The 17,759-nt window shown below is 55.8% G+C and carries 18 protein-coding genes; 7 read left to right on the forward strand and 11 right to left on the reverse strand.

Translation table 11 applies throughout. The features are described from left to right. Positions 1 to 105: 105 nt before the first annotated feature. The 3 genes from PW789_RS17055 to PW789_RS17065 all read right to left on the reverse strand — a co-directional run bounded on the left by PW789_RS17055 (position 106) and on the right by PW789_RS17065 (position 3,036). A complete protein-coding gene (locus tag PW789_RS17055) occupies positions 106 to 1,611 on the reverse strand; it encodes a UbiD family decarboxylase (RefSeq protein WP_299378815.1) in 1,506 nt (501 codons plus the stop codon). Between the two features lie 92 nt (positions 1,612 to 1,703). Continuing rightward, a complete protein-coding gene (locus PW789_RS17060) occupies positions 1,704 to 2,426 on the reverse strand; it encodes a DUF554 domain-containing protein (RefSeq protein WP_299378817.1) in 723 nt (240 codons plus the stop codon). Between the two features lie 10 nt (positions 2,427 to 2,436). Further along, positions 2,437 to 3,036 carry a UbiX family flavin prenyltransferase gene (locus PW789_RS17065; protein WP_299378819.1) on the reverse strand — a complete coding sequence of 200 codons (600 nt, stop codon included), beginning with the start codon at positions 3,034 to 3,036 and terminating at the stop codon, positions 2,437 to 2,439. A gap of 243 nt (positions 3,037 to 3,279) precedes the next feature. Here PW789_RS17065 and PW789_RS17070 point away from each other — a divergent pair, with 243 nt between their 5' ends. The 4 genes from PW789_RS17070 (at position 3,280) to PW789_RS17085 (ending at position 6,621) form a co-directional block, all read left to right on the forward strand. Continuing rightward, positions 3,280 to 4,197 (forward strand): transporter, encoded by a 918-nt coding sequence (locus PW789_RS17070; RefSeq protein WP_299378821.1) that lies wholly within the window; start codon positions 3,280 to 3,282, stop codon positions 4,195 to 4,197. A 74-nt stretch (positions 4,198 to 4,271) separates the two neighbouring features. Then, entirely contained in the window at positions 4,272 to 5,162 is an 891-nt protein-coding gene (locus PW789_RS17075; RefSeq protein WP_299378823.1) for a LysR substrate-binding domain-containing protein, read from the forward strand. After that, the gene (locus PW789_RS17080) at positions 5,143 to 6,015 is read left to right on the forward strand and encodes a LysR substrate-binding domain-containing protein (RefSeq protein ID WP_299378825.1); all 873 of its coding nucleotides are present in this window, start codon (positions 5,143 to 5,145) and stop codon (positions 6,013 to 6,015) included. The genes PW789_RS17075 and PW789_RS17080 overlap by 20 nt, the downstream gene beginning before the upstream one ends. Positions 6,016 to 6,351: 336 nt before the next feature. Beyond that, positions 6,352 to 6,621 (forward strand): DUF3861 domain-containing protein, encoded by a 270-nt coding sequence (locus PW789_RS17085; RefSeq protein ID WP_299378827.1) that lies wholly within the window; start codon positions 6,352 to 6,354, stop codon positions 6,619 to 6,621. Positions 6,622 to 6,982: 361 nt separating this feature from the next. Here PW789_RS17085 and PW789_RS17090 read toward each other — a convergent pair whose 3' ends face one another. The 5 genes from PW789_RS17090 to PW789_RS17110 form a co-directional block, all read right to left on the reverse strand. Further along, positions 6,983 to 7,624 carry a hypothetical protein gene (locus PW789_RS17090; protein WP_299378830.1) on the reverse strand — a complete coding sequence of 214 codons (642 nt, stop codon included), beginning with the start codon at positions 7,622 to 7,624 and terminating at the stop codon, positions 6,983 to 6,985. A 20-nt stretch (positions 7,625 to 7,644) separates the two neighbouring features. Beyond that, on the reverse strand, positions 7,645 to 8,550 hold the full coding sequence (locus PW789_RS17095) for a VOC family protein (RefSeq protein WP_299378832.1): 906 nt from the start codon (positions 8,548 to 8,550) through the stop codon (positions 7,645 to 7,647). Next, positions 8,511 to 8,765 carry a hypothetical protein gene (locus tag PW789_RS17100; RefSeq protein ID WP_299378834.1) on the reverse strand — a complete coding sequence of 85 codons (255 nt, stop codon included), beginning with the start codon at positions 8,763 to 8,765 and terminating at the stop codon, positions 8,511 to 8,513. Before PW789_RS17100 ends, PW789_RS17095 begins: the two co-directional genes overlap by 40 nt. A 277-nt stretch (positions 8,766 to 9,042) precedes the next feature. Then, positions 9,043 to 9,888, reverse strand: a complete 846-nt coding sequence (locus PW789_RS17105; RefSeq protein WP_299378836.1) for a shikimate dehydrogenase — start codon at positions 9,886 to 9,888, stop codon at positions 9,043 to 9,045. 10 nt (positions 9,889 to 9,898) lie between these two features. Beyond that, the gene (locus PW789_RS17110) at positions 9,899 to 10,591 is read right to left on the reverse strand and encodes a sugar phosphate isomerase/epimerase (RefSeq protein ID WP_299378839.1); all 693 of its coding nucleotides are present in this window, start codon (positions 10,589 to 10,591) and stop codon (positions 9,899 to 9,901) included. Between the two features lie 383 nt (positions 10,592 to 10,974). Between PW789_RS17110 and PW789_RS17115 the strand changes: the two genes are divergently transcribed. Further along, entirely contained in the window at positions 10,975 to 11,865 is an 891-nt protein-coding gene (locus PW789_RS17115) for a LysR substrate-binding domain-containing protein (RefSeq protein WP_299378841.1), read from the forward strand. A 440-nt stretch (positions 11,866 to 12,305) separates the two neighbouring features. Here the strand turns inward: PW789_RS17115 and PW789_RS17120 are convergent, their stop codons facing one another. Continuing rightward, positions 12,306 to 13,271, reverse strand: a complete 966-nt coding sequence (locus PW789_RS17120; protein ID WP_299378843.1) for an SDR family NAD(P)-dependent oxidoreductase — start codon at positions 13,269 to 13,271, stop codon at positions 12,306 to 12,308. Between the two features lie 252 nt (positions 13,272 to 13,523). Between PW789_RS17120 and PW789_RS17125 the strand changes: the two genes are divergently transcribed. Further along, positions 13,524 to 14,162, forward strand: coding sequence for a TetR/AcrR family transcriptional regulator (locus PW789_RS17125; RefSeq protein ID WP_299378845.1), 639 nt, complete (start codon positions 13,524 to 13,526; stop codon positions 14,160 to 14,162). A gap of 65 nt (positions 14,163 to 14,227) precedes the next feature. Here the strand turns inward: PW789_RS17125 and PW789_RS17130 are convergent, their stop codons facing one another. Then, the gene (locus PW789_RS17130; RefSeq protein WP_299378848.1) at positions 14,228 to 15,325 is read right to left on the reverse strand and encodes an FAD-dependent oxidoreductase; all 1,098 of its coding nucleotides are present in this window, start codon (positions 15,323 to 15,325) and stop codon (positions 14,228 to 14,230) included. A gap of 252 nt (positions 15,326 to 15,577) precedes the next feature. Further along, a complete protein-coding gene (locus tag PW789_RS17135; RefSeq protein WP_299378850.1) occupies positions 15,578 to 16,318 on the reverse strand; it encodes a hypothetical protein in 741 nt (246 codons plus the stop codon). Positions 16,319 to 16,438: 120 nt separating this feature from the next. On the opposite strand from PW789_RS17135, the gene PW789_RS17140 reads away from it, so the two are divergent. Beyond that, on the forward strand, positions 16,439 to 17,068 hold the full coding sequence (locus PW789_RS17140) for a TetR/AcrR family transcriptional regulator (RefSeq protein WP_299378852.1): 630 nt from the start codon (positions 16,439 to 16,441) through the stop codon (positions 17,066 to 17,068). Positions 17,069 to 17,759: the final 691 nt, after the last annotated feature.

Consider the following 17,759-nt stretch of genomic DNA (forward strand, 5'->3'; position numbering starts at 1 on the left):
TCGCGATGATTCCATTGCGTAATCGCAACAGGTGCCCCGCTTGATTGACGTTCCGCTCATACAAAAGCCAAGGGCCTGCTTCGCAAACCCTTGGGAAATGATTTTTTACGGATACTTAAGGTTGAGTTCCGGTGCAAACGGACGTGGATCGACATCCCTGAACTGTGCGCGTTTGAAGTGCTCCTTCATGTGGAACGGCGCTGTCGCATCGAAGATCGTCTTCGACGAAACGCCCTTAGCTGGAAGAGAAGGGTCATACTCGGGTGTCTGCGATGGGTCGAGCACATGACACGCAACCCCCGGGATGTTAAGGATGTCGGTGTTGCCCTGCATTCGTGTTGTCATCGCCCACAGCACGTCGTCCGTGTCAAAGATATCGACGTCTTCATCGACGAGGATGACGTTCTTCATCTCCGAATAGATGCCAAACGCAAGCAGCGCTGCCTGGCGCGCACGCCCATCGTCATAGGCTTTTGTCTTCTTACACTGCAGAATGCCAAGAAACTTACCACCACCAGCGGTGTGGCAGTAAACCTTCTGGATGAAGCCCGGCATTGCCTTTTCACAGACATCAAAGATCGTACCTTCGGTTGGAAGACCTGCAAGGTTCGTGTGTTCTTCGCCAGGGCCAACAAGCGTCTGCAGAATAGGGCGAGTGCGTGTGGTGATCGCTGTGACTTCGATTACAGGCAAAGAGGGATTCGCTGGTCCGACATAGCCGGGAAACTCCGGCATCGCGAAGCCTGTGTTAGTGTTCTGATCTTCACGTTCCCGTACGTTCGGCAGAATGCGACCTTCAATGACGACTTCTGCTAGGGCGATGGATTTCGTTCCGACGGTCACGCCGTTGACCATCTTCACGGCCTCCCCGCGAAGGCCGCCAGCGATGCGCAACTCGTTGTAGCCAACAGGAACTGCCGGCATCTCAAACGAAGTCGCAATGAAGATCGCCGGATCGAGCCCCATGTTGATGGTGACCTCAAGCGATTCTCCCTTGGCCTCCTGACGCTCGCGGAAGATATCGATGATGCGCCCCGGCGCGAAGAAGATCGTCATCCTGTTGCGGTCCTGCACGCAAAGACGGTGGATCGTGACGTTGGTTCCATGCTCTGGATCGCTGGCGAGGACAAGCCCCTCGCAGAAGAACGGGCCCGCATCATTGTCCGTGTTCGTTGGCGCAGGGAGAATCTTGCGAAGGTCAAAATCCGGATCGGTAGCACGGTAGATGACTTCCTGGCAGGGAGCTTCCGCTGCAGGCACAGTAACCGTATCGATGGCGTTGTTCATCGCGTGAGCCATCTTCTCGGTGAGTTTATCTGCCGGCGAGTCAAGCAACAGACCTACGCGCTTACGGCTTGCGAGCATGCCCACGAGGACGCGCGACTCGGGATACCCTTTGATGTTGTTGAACATCATCGCGGGCCCGATGCGCGTTGGGCGCATGACGGTGCCACCTGCACCGATATGGCGATAGACACCAGCGAGTTCACCGGCAGGATCAACAATGTGGTTCGTCTCAATCAGCTCTCCGGGGTACTGCTCGAGGCGCTCTAGAGCTGAGCGAAGATCAGTGATCGGTTTATGAATTGGTTCGTTTTTTATGTCGGACATCTGGATTCTCCTTCGACTATGTTGTGTGGGGCAGAGCGTTTAGTTCGTAAAGATGGCGGCCTGCTCGCGCCATCGAATCTGGGTGACTCCCTCTACGAGGGGAAGAAGTGCGTCCAAAGCGCAGAGAGTGGCATTGCAAGCAGCAAGGCAGGAAGCATGTTCGCGACAGCAAACTCCTTGATACGGCATATGCGTAGGCCTGTTGCGAACATGATGAGACCGCCGACAGCAGAAAAATCCGCGATGCGTGAGGCGTTCGTCAGCGGCAGAATAAAGCCCGCTCCGTACTCGAGCGAAACCTGGATGAGAAGCTGTGGAACAGCGATGAGCGCTGTGACGTAACCAAGTTGCGTGCCAAAGATCGCCGCAGTAAAGAAGTCAAGCAGCGCCTTCGCGATGAGCACGGTCGCATCGCCTGTCATACCTTCTTTCATTGAGCCGAAGATGCCTGTACCGCTCGCGCAGAAAAGCACAAGGACCGCGACGAATGTTTGCAGATACTCACTGTCCGGCTCACCAGCATCGGGCGAACTCGGCATGATCTTGTCTATTACCGCTCGCAGCTTTTCGCTCAGACGGCCGATGCCTGCTTCAAAACAGGTGAGTTCGCCCAGGAACGCACCAAGGATGAGTGCCAACACCATGGCTGCGAGGTGCTTGACGCTGACAGTCAGTGCGATACCAAGGCCCATCGAACAGAGTCCGAAAGTCAGCGGAAGCGCAGTTTTGATGCGTGCAGGAATGCGATTGCCCAGCGCGGCACCGGCGATGCCTCCGAGCAATACTGCCGAGCTATCGATCCATGGTCCTTTCATTAAGCGTCTCCTAGTTCTTTGCCGCTGCAGCGAGCGGCCTCGTGAGGTCGCCCATGCCGGACCAACGCGGAAGGTTTACCGGGGCCTCGATATCAAACAGATCGAAAACGCGCATGACGGTGAAGTCGATCATCTCTTCGATACTCTGTGGTCGGCTGTAGAGCGCAGGGACCGGAGGATAGATCACCGCACCCATCTGTGTCGCTGTAAGCATGTTCTGAATGTGCGCCTGATTGAGCGGAGCCTCGCGCGTCAGCAAAACCAGCCGGCGACGCTCTTTGAGCGTGACGTCAGCCGCGCGCGTAAGCAGGTTGTAGGGAGACGCCAACGCTACGGCTGCGAGGCAACGCATCGAGCAAGGCATGATCATCATGCCTGCGGTCTTGAACGAACCGCTAGATATCGAAGCGCCAAAGTTCTCCTGGTTGTGTACATGGGTTGCGAGTGATTCGATTTGCTCCGTGGTCATCCCAGCCTCATAGACCGTCATCTTTGCGCCCGTAGAGAGCACAAGATGCGTCTCCACGCGGAGTTCACGGAGCATCGCGAGAGCGCGAACGCCATACGCGATTCCTGTTGCTCCCGAAATGCCAACGACGATGGGTTTCATGAGTGCCTTCTTTCTGCGTGAGCGACGCTCAGCCTAACGGGCTGATTCCCGCAGCCTTTACTTGAGTAGACGTCAGAACACCCATGCGCGATCATAGTATTGCTGCATGCTATTCATGTCTAAAAGTGATCGATCTACGAATTGATCGTTGTCACGCATACAAGGGATGCGCATTTACGACGAATCTTAAATTGAGATCTCCGCGTCAGCTTGGTCATGGGCTATTTCTCTCATCCAAGAGCTTTGATTGTTCTCGCAATCGCTGCTTGCCTAGGCGGCACAGCACCCACCAACGCACAGACGAGCGATCTCAAAAGTGCCGCGCCGCAGATGCCAACGGTAAACCTTGGTTTGACCTCCTTCTACGACGGCATCGCTGGCCCTGGTTGGATGGTCGAAGAGTATGGTCAGGGCGCGCACGAGACCAAAACGATCGCCGCCGATGGAAGCACGACCGCTACAGCGCCGCACATCAATAGCGGCTCATGGATCACGCACGTCGCCTATATTTCAAAACATCGCGTAGCAGGAGCGTGGGTGGGCGTGGAGTTTCTGGTGCCCTTCGCATACGTCGATGCTGGCGTAGCGGGACAGCGTGGTGGCATCGGGGACATGACGCTTGGTCCGTTGCTGCTGCAGTGGCCCGAACAAAAGCTTTTCGGGATGCGTTTCCAGCAGCGTATCCTTGCCGATTTCGAGGTCCCCACGGGCGTTTACACCGCGAAGAAGGGGGCGGTGAACATCGGTAGCCACGCGTGGACGGTGCATCCTTATTACGCATTCACGCTATTGCCGCACAACAAATGGGAGACGAGTTGGCGTATCTCCTATCTTTGGAACGCGACAGATCATGCTCCCGTAGCGACGAGCAACATCAACTCGACTCAGGCCGGGCAGGCGTTACATCTGAATGCCACGCTTTCGTATGAAGTACATAAGGGCGTTTTCGTTGGAGCGAATGGATACATGTTCCACCAACTCACCGATTCGAAGGTGAACGGGCTGTCCCAACCAGGTACGGAGGTGCTCGGCGCACTCGGACCAGGCATTATGGTGCGGCACAAGCAGTGGTTCTACTATGCGAATGCTTACCGAGAGTTCAGTGCCGTGGATACGACGGAAGGCTCCAAGTTCGTACTTCGCATTGAGCGCGTCTTCTGATGTCCAGACATGCTTCGTCAACGCTGATGAAGCATGAGGCGCTTTTCGATAGACTTACTCTATCGAGGAGCGCAATGGAACTCCGTCAAATTCGTTCATTCGTAGTGCTGGCGGAGGAGTTGCACTTCGGTCGTGCGGCCGCACGGCTCCATCTCGCGCAGCCCGCGCTCAGCCAACAGATCAAACAGCTCGAAGAGTTCCTCGGCACAGCGTTATTCGAACGCACGAGCCGCGTCGTGAGTCTGAGTGAAGCAGGAGCGGCGTTTCTTCCGCGCGCGCGTGCCGCGTTGCGTGAACTCGGCGAAGGCCAGGAGGAACTGCAGTCCGTAGGGGCTGGCGATACAGGCAGCGTACGGCTAGGCTTTGTCAGTACCGCTGCCGTGCGCGTCATTCCGGAGACTCTATCGCGACTGGCCAAGTACCACCCCGGTATACGCCTTCAACTGAAGGAGTCGGATCCGATGTCGCAAGTGCAGGGACTACTTACCGGCGACTTGGATATCGGCCTGATGCATGTCGGTGGGATGCACCCCGCGTTGGAAGAACATCTCGCCGAAACCAGCAATATCTCCCTTGCGTTACCTGCGAAACACCCTCTCGCTAAAGAAGCGAAACTCACGCTGAAAAACCTTATGCAGGAGACCTTCATTCTCCCTGTGCCCACGCCGCACCACGACTTCCATGAAGTAATTCATATGGTGTTTCAGAGCCATGGATTTATTCCGAAGCAGCAACAAGAGGTGACAATGCTACAGACAGCGCTTCCGTTGATCGCGGCAGGAGCGGGCTGTGCTTTGCTCCCAGACACGTTTGAGATGCTGAAACCACGGGGCGTCGCATTTCGGAAGCTGGCTGGAGTCAGGATGAACTTGCATATCTATGCTGTCGTGCGACGCGACAGCACCTCTCGACTTATTCAAAACGTACTGGGACAGGTGATAGCGGATGGAGTTGCGAAACGTTAGGAGCTTCGTAGCGGTTGCCGAACAACTCAGCTTTCGAGCTGCTGCCAGAAAGCTGTATCTGTCGCAACCGGCGCTGACCAAGCAGGTGCAACAGCTCGAAGCGGAGATTGGGGTACCGCTGCTCATTCGTCAGCGACCGCACATCGTCCTTACCGAAGCTGGGTTGGCGTTTCTGGATCGCGCCAAGGACTTGCTCCGTGCGTCGAACTTCGCAATCGAAGAGGCAAAGCAGATTCAGGCAGGTCTGGCTGGTAGCATCACGATTGGCTTTGTCGCTCAGGCCGCGTTTGAGACACTCCCCGATCTATTGAAAAAGTTCCGCTGCAAAGTGCCCTCGGCAGACTTCAGATTGAAGGAGCTATCTGCTACGGAACAGATGGCCTCGCTCGCTGACGGCTCCATTGACGTTGCTCTCCTGCAGAGTTCATCAGCGCCAAAGGGATTCGATAGCATGGTCCTCAAAAGTGAACGCGTTGCAATTGTCCATTCTGTCCGACATCGGCTCGCAAAGGAGGCGAAGGTTGTTCTCAAGGACTTTGCAGACGACATCGTCTTTCTGCCACGACGCGATGAAGCTGCCGATCTACGCGAGATCATCCTCGCAAATTTCAGTCGCCATGGAAGTACGCCGGCGCGCATTCAAGAAATCGAACGTGTGCAAAGTACAATCTGCCTCGCAGCCGCCAATCTTGGGATCGCTCTGATCCCAGAATCGGCGAAGGCGATGCGTATGCAGGGCGTCCGGTTTCGGCCCTTGTTGCGTCCATTCGTGCCGATAGAAACGCGCGCTGTCTGGCGACGAAAAGAGCGATCCGCGCTCGTCAATGTACTGAAGACCTTACTTGCAAAGTGAGTGACTCAGCGGCGGCTAGTTCTGGAAGACATGGAACAGCCACAACCCCGCCTCAGACTCCACGGCTGTCAAAACAGTAAAGGCAGCTAGGAGTCACATGAAAACCGCCGTAACACTTCTCTCCCAAAGCTCCGCTCGTCAAGGTTTTCTGATGCTGAGCGGGCTTTGTCAATGCATGTGTGTTGAACATGGGATCCCCCCTTGTTCGAATGGATGCAGGCGCTGCGATAGCCCATCATTTTCACTTGTTATGCTCTCGATAACAAGAAGGAATCGATAGAGCTTGAAGCTTTCCCCCATGTCCATCATCTGATGGTTGTAGAGGATAGAAGAGATATGTATAGGTACCGGATCACTGTCGAGGCACTCACGGAGAATGCCGCGATGCACCAGATGAGCTTCGAAGCAGCCAATCATGACGACATCATGGCCGTAGTCCAAAGAATTGATGGCAAACTCGCTTTGGATGAAGATGCGACGCGGGCGTTTGCGGTGGGGTTGAAGCTGTTTGGCGAAACGATCCTTCAGAATCGTGACAATCTGTTATTTCAACAGATTCGCCCAGCGTTTGGCGATTTTATGAGAAGCCTGAAACAGCAACTGTAGCCGCACCAAGTCGCTTATAGTGCGCACAAACAGAGCTTTGACTCCGAGCGCTCCCCCAGAGAGGTTCGAATTGGCATAGGCACCATTGCGCTTTGACCCAGTCTCTTATCCGATCGGAGGCGTTGCCCATTGCACGCGCGAGACTCAGCTTCGCAAGATCAGTCTTGAGATGTGCCGCGATGGAGGGTACCTGCTTTTTTCATGCAGAGGAGCGGGGGATTTTCAACGACCTTCTGTGGGTGGCCCGCAAGTGCCATGCCTAACGTCAAGGAGTCCATGAATCGATTTCATCATGACCTTCCTTTCAAGTTGTGAGCGACATCCGATGGAGTAGGCCTCAAGCGAGGCATTTCGAACGTTGCTAGGCCTTCTTGATCTGCATATCCAACCATGCGAAAGCGTCCTCGCGCATTGCGGGGTTTATTTCATGCCGTGCGCGATACTCCCGATACATAACCTTGAAGCGGTGGGTTTCCAGAAGCTTCTTGGCTTCTCGTGCGTAGTCCACTGAAAGCACCTGGTCTTCAATTCCGTGGGAGAGCAGGACGCTCGGAGTGGCGGTTTCTTGAGGCGTCTGGATGTCCTTCACGAACTCGCCAGGAAATCGGCCCCCAAAGCAGATGGCGCCATCAATCGATCCTGGGGAGGTCAGGCTTACGAGGAGAGACAAGATGGCGCCCTGACTGAAACCGATCAGGAACAGTGGGGCACCGGGATATTGTGCGCGGCAAGATGCAATTGACTCAACTAAGCTCTGAAGAGACGACCTGGCCTGAGCCTCATTGATGATTGGTCCATCGGGGGTAAATTGGGTCTGATACCACCCAAAGGCTCCCGGCGATAGCGCAAACGGAGCGCGAAGAACTATCCGCGTGCAATCTTCAGGTGCGGCTTGAGCTAAAGGAACCATAGCTTGTTCGTTCGCACCGACACCGTGCAGAAACAGGAGCACCGCACGAGGGCGAACAGGCTGCATTGGAATTTGAAATGCTTGGATTGTCATGACGCTCCACTTATGTAAAGTCAGTTTCCGCGTGACAGTACGCGCACGGTGATACCCCATGGGTCGCTGGCAACGACTGTGCCGCTTTCCCCTATCTGGGTGGTCCATCCCAACCGGTTCAGGTTGCTGCGAACGGCTTGCACATCCTCCGGGCTTGGGACAACGAGTTCCCACGAAAGCAGGCGCGCATCCGTAGGGCCGGCTTTTGGAGAGTCGCCCGCCCAGACGTTCAGACCGACATGATGGTGGTATCCACCGGCAGACACAAACAGTGCCCCCGGGTAGCTCCATGTCATAATCGTGAACCCGAGAGCCTCGTGATAGAAGCGGCGCGCCCTTTCGAGGTCGCCAATGTAGAAGTGGACATGTCCGATTCTGGTGCCAACAGGGGCTCCGTCCCATGCACCGATCTCTTCTTTCAGCACGTTGGCAAAATCTACTTGTGCCGTCGCGCTAAGCAACTCCTGCTCGCGGACCTGCCAGGCGCTGCGCGGACGGTCGGCATAAACTTCCACGCTGAGACCATCTGGGTCCACCAGGTACAGCGCCTCGCTATAGATGTGGTCACCCGCTCCAAAATAAACGCCGAGTTGACTAAGGTGCTTGATGAAACTGGCTAATGCCGCCCGATTCGGGAGCAGGAATGCCGTGTGATACAGCCCCAGTCTTGTCCTACGTTCAATGGGCTCGACACCTGGAAGTTCTTCCAGACGCAGCAGTGTCTCTTGGGCAACTCCCAATTCCGCCACTTTGCCGTGCCGACTAAGAAGTGCGAGCCCAATCACATCCCGATAAAACGCCACGGAGCGTTCAAGGTTCGAAACGCCAAGCATCACGATTCCGACGTGGGCCGCGTCGGGAAGCTGGAACGTCGGGGGCTTGATGCCTACGGTTGCGGCGTCACGGTATGAAGTTTGGGATACCATTTGTCTCTCCTCTCCCGGGACATCTCAATGAGTGTTTCAACACCTATTAGGATGAGCGTCGATGCGGAAAGATTCAAATCAGATTGCCAGCAGCTTTTGTCTTCTGTGACCAGCATCCTCAATGCTTCAAGAAATCCGCTCAGTTCTTTCGCATTTAGGGTCTTGAACTGGTCCGCGTGCAGCGCAGATAAAGGGGCATCAATCTTCTTCAGCAACTGTGTACCGGCTGGGGTCAGAGTTGTCGGAACCTCTCTTCGATCTGCAGTGTCGCGCTTACGGACAATCCATCCCTTCTCGACCCATCCGATTGAGGAGGCGGGTCATGTCGGGTGCCGCGCTAAATATGCGGGCCGCAATCTCCTTTCTTCCTAGACCCTTTGCTCAGACATGGAGTCGCTGAGCGGAATCATGATGCGATAGATGCTTGATGCGTGAGTGGAATGAGTAGTGCCGTCCTGATGAACGCACTCCCATCGATGGTCGCAGCGGCTCTTATCCATCCACCAGGTTGCGCAGCATGCGTTCGACGTTCGGTTCCAGATTGAAGAATTGCGCGAAGCTTGCGGCAGCCTGGCGTACAGCCATACCCGCACCGCCGCACACTTTGCAGCCGATCTTCCGGGCCTCTTTGAGCAGTTCGGTCTCGCGCGGGAACCAGACGATATCGGCAACCCATAGCCCCGGGCGCAGATATGCGGGAGCGATGGGCATGCCCGGATGCCCTTCCATCCCGATCGGCGTTGCGTTGACAAGGCCATCGGCACCCTCCACGGCAGAGGCTGCGTCGGCAGCGACCACTATCGTGCGGTCGGCAAAGAGTGATTGAAGGTGTTGCTGCAAGGCGGAGGCAGTCTCTTGCCGCGCATCGAACAAGCGCACTTCCTTTGCACCCAATCGCAACAGAGCATAGGCCACAGCCAGTCCCGCACCACCTGTACCGAGCAGCGCGACGCGATTGAGCGAGATACCCGGTAAGGTTGCTGTCAGGTTATCCGAGAAGCCGGACCAGTCCGTATTGTCGCCATATCGTTTGCCATCCTTGAGCACGATGGTGTTGATCGATCCGATCTCGCGTGCTGCGTTGGAGAGGTCATCCATCAGCTTGTAGGCTTCTTCCTTGTACGGATGGGTGACATTCAGCCCGGAGAAGCCGATCGACTCAGCACTTTCGAGCAGCGGCTCCAGGAAGCTGACATCACGCTTTGGAGCTTCGAAATCGATGATCCGATACACCAGGTCGAGTCCATGAGCCTGAGCCTCTGCCTCATGAATCTGAGGGGATGACGACCCTTGAATGCCGTGTCCGATCAGGCCTGCAATCGCTTTCTTGCTATTCATCTCTTCCTCCCTACTGGCGCGACGCTGCGATTGCCTGCTCCATGCCGTTCTTGCAGCGTTCCACCACGGTGTCCAGGTCTTGTGACCACAACGAATCGGGTACACCTTCCGAGAAAAGTTCCACGACGTAAGGCCCGGTGTAGTTCAGGGCGGCCACTCGCTTCAGGAAGTCAGCGATGGGAATCTGGCCCTCACCTGGCACGCGGCGGTCATGAAAGTTTCGAGGTCGCTTCCAGTCGGCGACGTGGACCAGAAAGAGCTTATCTCCACACAGCGAGACCTGCTCGAGGGCGCTGCTCTCCCACAGGTTGTACGCATCGGCACACAGGCCCAGGTTGGGATGATTCACCTCATGCAACAGTTCGAGCGCAACCTCCATATTGCAGACGGTCGTGCTGCGGTTCATGAGCGACGCACCGAGTGGTTCAAAGGCAACCTTGACGCCGCGCTCTGCGGCATAGTCGGCCACGCGCTTAAAGCCTTCGACCGATCCACGCCAGACCTTGTCCTCGTTTCCGGTGAAGTCGGCACCCGTGTTTGCGGGAAAGCTCTTGCCCTTCAACACGCTTTGGAAGCGATCGATGGTGCGGCACATGCGCTGCACGCGTTCGGCGGGGTCCTTCGGCTCCAGCACGGACATGGAGGGAAAGATCGTCAACACGGCTGGCTGCAGCGAGCTGACCGAGATGTCCTGCTTGTGCAACCACTCCAGCTTTGCTGATAGTTGTCTTCGCTGAACTTGGACTCCCACAGCTCGATGCCGAGCCCTTGGCGCTTATAGGCGGCAACATCCTGCTGCAATGTCCAAGGCTTGGTTGTGATTTCACTGATATGAATGCGCGATCTATCGTTTCCCAAAGTCTTCTCCTTGTGCGCTGTGGTCTCGCCAGGTAACCATCGGTTCATCGCCATCGTTGCCCCTGCGCCAACAAGCCACTCTCGCCGTGTGATGTCCATGCACTCGCCCTTTAAAACTTTCGATGCCTTTCGCAATCGTTTCCTTCATTCCATGAGATGCACAGCAGACAATCACCGATAAGAGGAACTTGTTATGATGGCAATGCATAGAGCTTATCGCCGCCAACTATGGAACTTCGTCATATCCGATCGTTCGTGGTCCTTGCCGAGGAGTTGCATTTCGGACGGGCAGCGACCCGACTATATCTAGCGCAACCGGCCTTGAGCCAGCAAATCCGGCAATTGGAGGACGAGCTGGGCGTGAAGCTGTTCCGGAGAAATAGCCATCGCGTCGCGCTTTCGGAGGAGGGACACCTCTTCCTTCCCAATGCACGGGCCGCAATCGCATCTCTTGTTGCGGGGCAAGAGCAGTTACAGAAACGAGAGCAAGGGACATCGGGGCGGGTACGCGTGGGCTTCATCAGTACGGCGGCGCTTACGCTTCTTCCACGTATTCTCCATAGCCTCCAGAGGCGATACCCCGGTATCGAGTTGGACCTCTATGAGAAGGACGCCCATGAGCAATTGAATGGCCTGCTGCTGGATGAGTTGGACCTCGGAGTCATGCATGCCGATCTGAGACACCCAGCCCTGGAAAGCTTCGTCGCTGAGACGAATACCGTACTCCTGGCGCTGCCCGCGAAGCATCCGCTTGCCAATCACGCTTCCGTCAATTTGCGGTCCTTTGCACAGGAGCGTTTCATCCTTCCGGAGCCGATGCCTCACGAGGATTTTCGAGAGGTCGCTCTCTCCCTCTGCAGGCGTGCTGGGTTTGTTCCGGAGCGTGTGCAGCGCGTACGCATGTTGCAAACCGCCGTCTCCCTGGTGGCAAGTGGTGCGGGATGCGCGCTCCTTCCTTCGAACTTTCAGAGCATCCGACCGCGGAGTGTAAAGTTCTGCCGCCTCAAAGGAATCGATCACAAATTGCCGCTGTACCTCACGTTTCGAAGGGACTTAAAGCAATCGCTTGTGCGCAACGTCGTCGATATCGTTTCCGAGGCATCTGTCCACAGTCTGTAGCACTCTGTGACATTCGGTGTGGTGGATCGCGCCGAGAGCGGGTGCCGCACTCGCCGATCGATTGAGAGTCCATCATCGTCGTCTGCGGTCGTCGGAATGATGCCCGCCTCGTCCAGCGGAACCGCCTAGTTGATGCGCGCGAAGCTGCGGAAGCTCTTCCAAGCATCGCTTCAATGCAAAACCGAAGGCCATGTGAGGCGATATCTGTATCGCCCTTTCCAGCCACGTTCGTCAAGGTTTGGTTCGATGAACCCGGATCCATTTCACTCGCAAGGGCAACCACGTTTTCTTAGTTGCACAAAAAACAAAGTTATGTTGCCACAAAATCTGATCGACGGCGAACGGTACTTCTCAGCAGCCTTGGCCAGGTGGAGTGTCCGGCTTGCTTGGTACTCGTGAGTAAGAGACTCACTGAGAACTAACAAATTCTTCAATGGAAATCATCGCAGACTCGCCGGCATCTCGGAGAGTTGCAAACCAGCGAGGCTTCCAGAGTCTTCCCACAACTTTCTGGCAGTACTCTCGTCATAGGAGGCTTTGGATGATCTCGTTACTCGCAGCGTCCCGTCATTCGATTGAAGATACTTCCCTGATACTTGCGCGAATTCGGCATCGGCACTCACTCTCGCCAGAGATTCGCTGGAAAATTCCAAACTTCCTTGGGTAATACCCATCATTCGCGTGATCCACCTCGCGAACGATGTTTTGGCGAAACTCTGCAGCGGCCCTGGAAGGCTGCGCATCAAGTCTGTCTCTGGTATCGATCCGGGATCGAATGCGATTGAAGAAATGGACTTTCCAGATTGCCTGAGCCTGCGGTCGAGCTCATAGGCCAGGAGGATCATGCAGAGCTTCGACGTACTGTATCTCTGGCCCCATGCCAACGCCTTAGAATTGCCCTTGCCCAGGTTGGCAAGAGCGAACGCATCGGCTCTACCTGCCCTACCGACCATTTTCCCATCCCTTGTTTCTGGATCATGCGTGCCACTCGCAACAAATACGATCCGGCCGTTCTCAGAGATGTAGTCGAGAAGAAGTTGCACGAAGAGGAAATGTCCGAGGTAGTTGGTCGCAAACGTTAGTTCGTAACCATCCACGCTATACCTTATGTCCCCCATGAAGCTCGCGCCTGCATTGCAAACGACAGCTTCAAGAACGTCTATCTCTCTCTGTACGACTCTTTGGCGCAGTTCAATCACCGAACTCCGTACCGACGCAAGCGACGCAACGTCAAGTTGGAGGACGATGACCTTGACTCCGTACGTTTCCCTCAAACCCTTTGCAACGAGTTCGATTCGATTCGGGTCACGCCCCGCAAGAATCAGATCAAAGCCTCTTTTTGCAAGTTGCTTCGCTGTTTCTAGTCCAATGCCGGAATGGCCGCCCGTAATCAAGATCGTTGGCATACAGATATTTCCTGGTTGAATTCAATGCTGACCATCGCCAAAAGTTAAGGCTCGGAGCTTCCAGGCCGAAGCCTGCGTGAGCATCGAGTCTGTTATTTCCATGTCGCGTTGGCGCAGACATAAAGGCTCGATTCGCTGAGCCTCTATTTCATGTATTGCCCGAGCGGTGTGTCGCGAGCAACTTGGAGTCCTTGTCAAAGCTGCCGAATTGCACTAATAATATGACGATTCCTTCACTTTTGTTATTCGCTTATGGCCAAGAGCAAAGACGCAAATCTTTCCCCTAGAAAGAAGCCTCGACAAGCGCGATCACAGGTCACTGTCGACGCGATTTTTGAAGCAACTATTCAGGTTTTGCTCGTCGAAGGACTACAGCGGCTTACGACCATCCGGGTTGCAGAAAGAGCGGGAACTTCCGTAGGGACCCTCTATCAGTACTACCCGAACAAACAGGCGTTGCTGTTTGCTGTGCTGCAACGTCATGTAGGTGAAGTCGGTGAACACGTTCGACGTGCTGCTGAGTCCGTTCACGGCAGACCGCTGACGGCCATCGTGTCCGCTGTCGTGCGCGCGTTCGTACAGGCTAAGACCGATCGCATCGACGAAGCCCGCGCCTTGTATTCGGTGGCGGGTGAACTGGATTCCCGTCGACTGGTGGAGGAAAGCGAGGAGCGCGGACTTGCGGTGCTGACTGCTGTACTGAGGACATCTACTGATGTGCAGTTCGACGATCTGCCGACCGCGGCCTACATGTTTATGGCGGCAATGATCGGCCCCACCACATACATGATTGAAGGTGGGGCGCCTCCTTCAATCATGCGGGCTTGGAGCGGTCAACTTGAATCGTTATGCCTGGGATACCTGGAACGGGCGGCGTACGCCATTCCATAGGCGCAAATACCGTTCTCGATGGGTAGTTCGTTCGGTACGAAATCGATTCCAATCACTGCCGTCGTCTAGGTCTTTGACCGAGGAACATGTCGATCCTGGATCGAGGAGAGATAGCGGTGTACAGAGGCCACAGCAGCAGCTCCTTCGCCCACGGCGGTGGCACAACGTTTGACCGAGTTTGAACGGATGTCTCCTGCTGCAAACACACCCGGCGTGCTGGTTTCCATTGGGTAAGGATCACGATCCAAAGGCCATTGGTTTGGCTGAATACCACGGAAGAGATCTTGTCCCGTCAATAAGTACCCTGCCGAATCGCGTGCCAGGTTGTCAGAGTCCGTCCATTCCATCTGGGGACGTCCACCAGCACAAACGAAGACCCAGCCAGTCTTCGTCTCGGTCTCTTCGCCCGTACTGAGATTGCTGGTTCGTATCGCCTCAAGATTGTCCTTGCCATCGATTGCCGTCAGGGCGCTCTGCGTTCGGACTTCGATATTGGGAGTGTGGCGGATGTGATCAATCAGATATTGCGATAGCGTGTGTTTGAGCGAGTCTCCCCGGACGAGCATGGTGACCTTCCTCACTCTTGAGGCCAGGTTCAGCGCCGTTTGACCGGCAGAGTTGCCCCCGCCAACGACAAAGACGTGACCGGTACATAAGTTTGCTTCGCTCGATCCTGCACCGTAGTAGAAACCGCGCCCGAGCAGGCGATCTTCGTTTGCCAGGTTTAGCCGAACATACTCGACACCGGTCGCACAGATGATGGCGCGGGAGGTGACGGCCTTGCCAGAATCAAGGAGCCCGATGAAGGTGTTCGTGCCGACCTCTCCCGTGACGCACTCGGCTGCCAGCAGGATCTCTGCCCCAAGGCGAAGCGCCTGATCGCGCGCACGGCTCGCGAGCTCAGACCCTGAGATCCCCTCAGGGAATCCCAGGTAGTTCTCTATTCTCGACGTGCTCCCGGCCTGTCCGCCGATGGCATATCGTTCCACCAGAACCGTGCGCAGACCTTCGGAGGCACCGTAGACGGCAGCACTCAGACCCGCCGGTCCTGCACCATAGATCGCAAGGTCATACTCCGGCTCAGAGGGCGAAGTCGGCCAGCCGATCGCCCGGACGATCTCTGCGAGAGAGGGACAGGAGAGCGTCTGGTCCCCGACTTTCATGATGGGATACGGTAGAGCATCGCCGGCATTTGTGCTCGTGGAGTTTGGGCCGGAACTCTCACTGTCGATCTCAGTCCATTGGGTAGCTCAAGCCATTTCGCTGGAGAAAGTCGCGAATGCGATAGGCTTTGGGACATTTCACCTCTCCAAGAACTCTGATTCTCGATTGCATCTTTAATCCTTTTCCCGGGTGACGCCGCGTTCGCTCGCGCGGCGTCCCGGCATGTTCCTATGCCGTGCGTGGTACGACGCTTAGCGGGCAGGCATCGGCTTTGGCAAACGAAGCACCGTCACAAGGTGCCATAGCGCCACCATCGTGCAGACTGCGCCCAGGATGAAGAACCAGGGACGGGCGAAGTACTCTGGGTCGGCCGTGGTGTACATCCCCAGCCCTTGGGGCAGGAACGTGGCGATGGTGCCCACAACGATGAAGAAGGCCAGGCCAACCGAGCCGCGCACGCGCTGACGACGTGCGCGCAGCTGCATCGCTGGTCCGATCGCCATCACCACGTTGGTGGAGATGAAGACGCAGAACATCAGCGTATCGGAGAGGAAGGACCGTACCGTGCTCAGCACGACAAAGCTCACCACTGTCATCGCGACAATCCAGCCCGTTGCCTGGCGCACCGTCACGGGCTCATCGTAGTACTTGCCAAAGGTCTCCTGCCGCTCGTGCTTGATCGCCTCGTAGAGCGAATACACCTCGAACACATTGAAGGCCGCCATGCCTAGCCAGACGGCCTGGAACGGCAGCGAGTGGTAGCGAACGAACCATTGATGGGCCAGGGTGACGAACAGAAAATCGTGGGCCAGGTAGAAGGCGTGCATATAGATGGGGAACGGAGACTCTCCGTCGCGCCGCGTCATGAAGAAGCAGTAGATGTACTGGATGAAGCCGAACCCCATTGCCAGGATCATCAATGGAATCATGTATTCGGGATGGTTATTGAACTTATCAATGATTGCGTCGGCGTTGTAGGCGGGGATGCTCATTGGAGTGACCTCTGAAAGCATGGAATGGCAACCGGCGTGAGTTCCGCGAAGGACCCTCACGTAACTGGGTCATTATGCCATATAAATGGAATAACAATCCAGTTAGGATACAATCCCAATATGGCGCGATCCATGCAAGCTCCGAATCTGGATGAGTCCAGCGGCCGCCGGTCCGATGCCAGAGCCAATGATGAAAAGGTTGTGCGGGTCGCACGGCGGCTCGCAGCGAAGAACGGGGGCCTGCCCTCCATGCAGGCCATTGCCGACGCTGCGGAGGTAGGGCTGACAACGCTTTACCGGCGTTTCCCCACGAAGGAGCGCCTGGCGAGTCACATTCAGGCCCTGGATTTCTGCGATCAACTGGTGCCTGCCTTTGAGCAGGCCCTTGCCGACCCCGACTCCCGTCATGCCATGCGTTCCATGACGTTGAACATGGCCAATCTGGCTTCGCGCTTCATGGACCCCCAGCGTGGAATGACGGTTTCGCCCGTCGATCTGCTCGACGCGTATCTCGACCGCTTCCTGCCCTCGATGGTGCAGCTGATGCGCCAGGCCAAGAAGAGCCGGGCGCTGCGGGCGGACATCGAGGAAGCGGATATCCCCAGGCTGTGCGCCATCCTGCTGGGCGGCCTCGTACTCCCCGGCCGATTCAATGACGCACCGGAGCGCTATATCGCGCTGATCTTCGAAGGTCTGGAGAGAAAAGGCAGCATGCCGTTGCCACCGCTACCGCCACCAATAGGCTTTTAGCCATTTCAATTATTGAGTGATGATTTGAGAAGGGATCGTCTTACTGCACCGGATATGCAAAATGAGCGTAGACCCGCCTCAATAGTTTGGCTAAGGCGCTTGGACGTCCCCAGATCGCGGTCGTCCCGAAAGCGCTCTTACCACCGAAGTGAGGCGAGGTGTACCGTGTCTGGATAGGATTCGGGCCTCCAACAAAGACTTGACGAGGGTTACCGCGATGACCTGATCGACACCAGGATGTCGGTGGCAAAAGGTGTAAATTTTCTTCTCTGCATCGGAGTATTCGAGCAAAAAACGAACAGTGGGGAAGCTGATTCCTGATGACAACGCGCTTACATCAACCATCAAATCGTCATATTTGGCTAGGGTATTAGCAGCAAGCTGCTTAAGATGTTTCGCCCACCGATGGCAGCACCATCAGAGGCAAATACATTGACACTGACAACCTCCAACTGTGACACGAGGGGCTTTAGTTCGTCGTGGTTCTTTCGGCACGGATTACCAGTTCGGGGTCGGGGTGGGTTGGGGCGTTCTTCCTTTATGAAGATGTCATCGATAGCAGCGTGCTTGGAGATCTCCTTCACAACGGTGCTTGCTCAAGGATCAAAACCATCACCAGCAATGAGGAGCATCTTCCCTAATTTTTCCAAATCGCGCCTTTTTGCAGTCGGCATTTCGTTCTTGTTCGATC

The organism is Edaphobacter sp. (assembly GCF_028283685.1).
GTDB lineage: Bacteria > Acidobacteriota > Terriglobia > Terriglobales > Acidobacteriaceae > Edaphobacter.

Coding starts and splice junctions, on each gene's coding strand:
- PW789_RS17055 (WP_299378815.1), bottom strand. CDS start 1,611: ATGTCCGACATAAAAAACGAACCAATTCATAAACCGATCACTGATCTT.
- PW789_RS17060 (WP_299378817.1), bottom strand. CDS start 2,426: ATGAAAGGACCATGGATCGATAGCTCGGCAGTATTGCTCGGAGGCATC.
- PW789_RS17065 (WP_299378819.1), bottom strand. CDS start 3,036: ATGAAACCCATCGTCGTTGGCATTTCGGGAGCAACAGGAATCGCGTAT.
- PW789_RS17075 (WP_299378823.1), top strand. CDS start 4,272: ATGGAACTCCGTCAAATTCGTTCATTCGTAGTGCTGGCGGAGGAGTTG.
- PW789_RS17080 (WP_299378825.1), top strand. CDS start 5,143: ATGGAGTTGCGAAACGTTAGGAGCTTCGTAGCGGTTGCCGAACAACTC.
- PW789_RS17085 (WP_299378827.1), top strand. CDS start 6,352: ATGTATAGGTACCGGATCACTGTCGAGGCACTCACGGAGAATGCCGCG.
- PW789_RS17090 (WP_299378830.1), bottom strand. CDS start 7,624: ATGACAATCCAAGCATTTCAAATTCCAATGCAGCCTGTTCGCCCTCGT.
- PW789_RS17095 (WP_299378832.1), bottom strand. CDS start 8,550: ATGGTATCCCAAACTTCATACCGTGACGCCGCAACCGTAGGCATCAAG.
- PW789_RS17105 (WP_299378836.1), bottom strand. CDS start 9,888: ATGAATAGCAAGAAAGCGATTGCAGGCCTGATCGGACACGGCATTCAA.
- PW789_RS17115 (WP_299378841.1), top strand. CDS start 10,975: ATGGAACTTCGTCATATCCGATCGTTCGTGGTCCTTGCCGAGGAGTTG.
- PW789_RS17120 (WP_299378843.1), bottom strand. CDS start 13,271: ATGCCAACGATCTTGATTACGGGCGGCCATTCCGGCATTGGACTAGAA.
- PW789_RS17125 (WP_299378845.1), top strand. CDS start 13,524: ATGGCCAAGAGCAAAGACGCAAATCTTTCCCCTAGAAAGAAGCCTCGA.
- PW789_RS17130 (WP_299378848.1), bottom strand. CDS start 15,325: ATGAAAGTCGGGGACCAGACGCTCTCCTGTCCCTCTCTCGCAGAGATC.
- PW789_RS17135 (WP_299378850.1), bottom strand. CDS start 16,318: ATGAGCATCCCCGCCTACAACGCCGACGCAATCATTGATAAGTTCAAT.
- PW789_RS17140 (WP_299378852.1), top strand. CDS start 16,439: ATGGCGCGATCCATGCAAGCTCCGAATCTGGATGAGTCCAGCGGCCGC.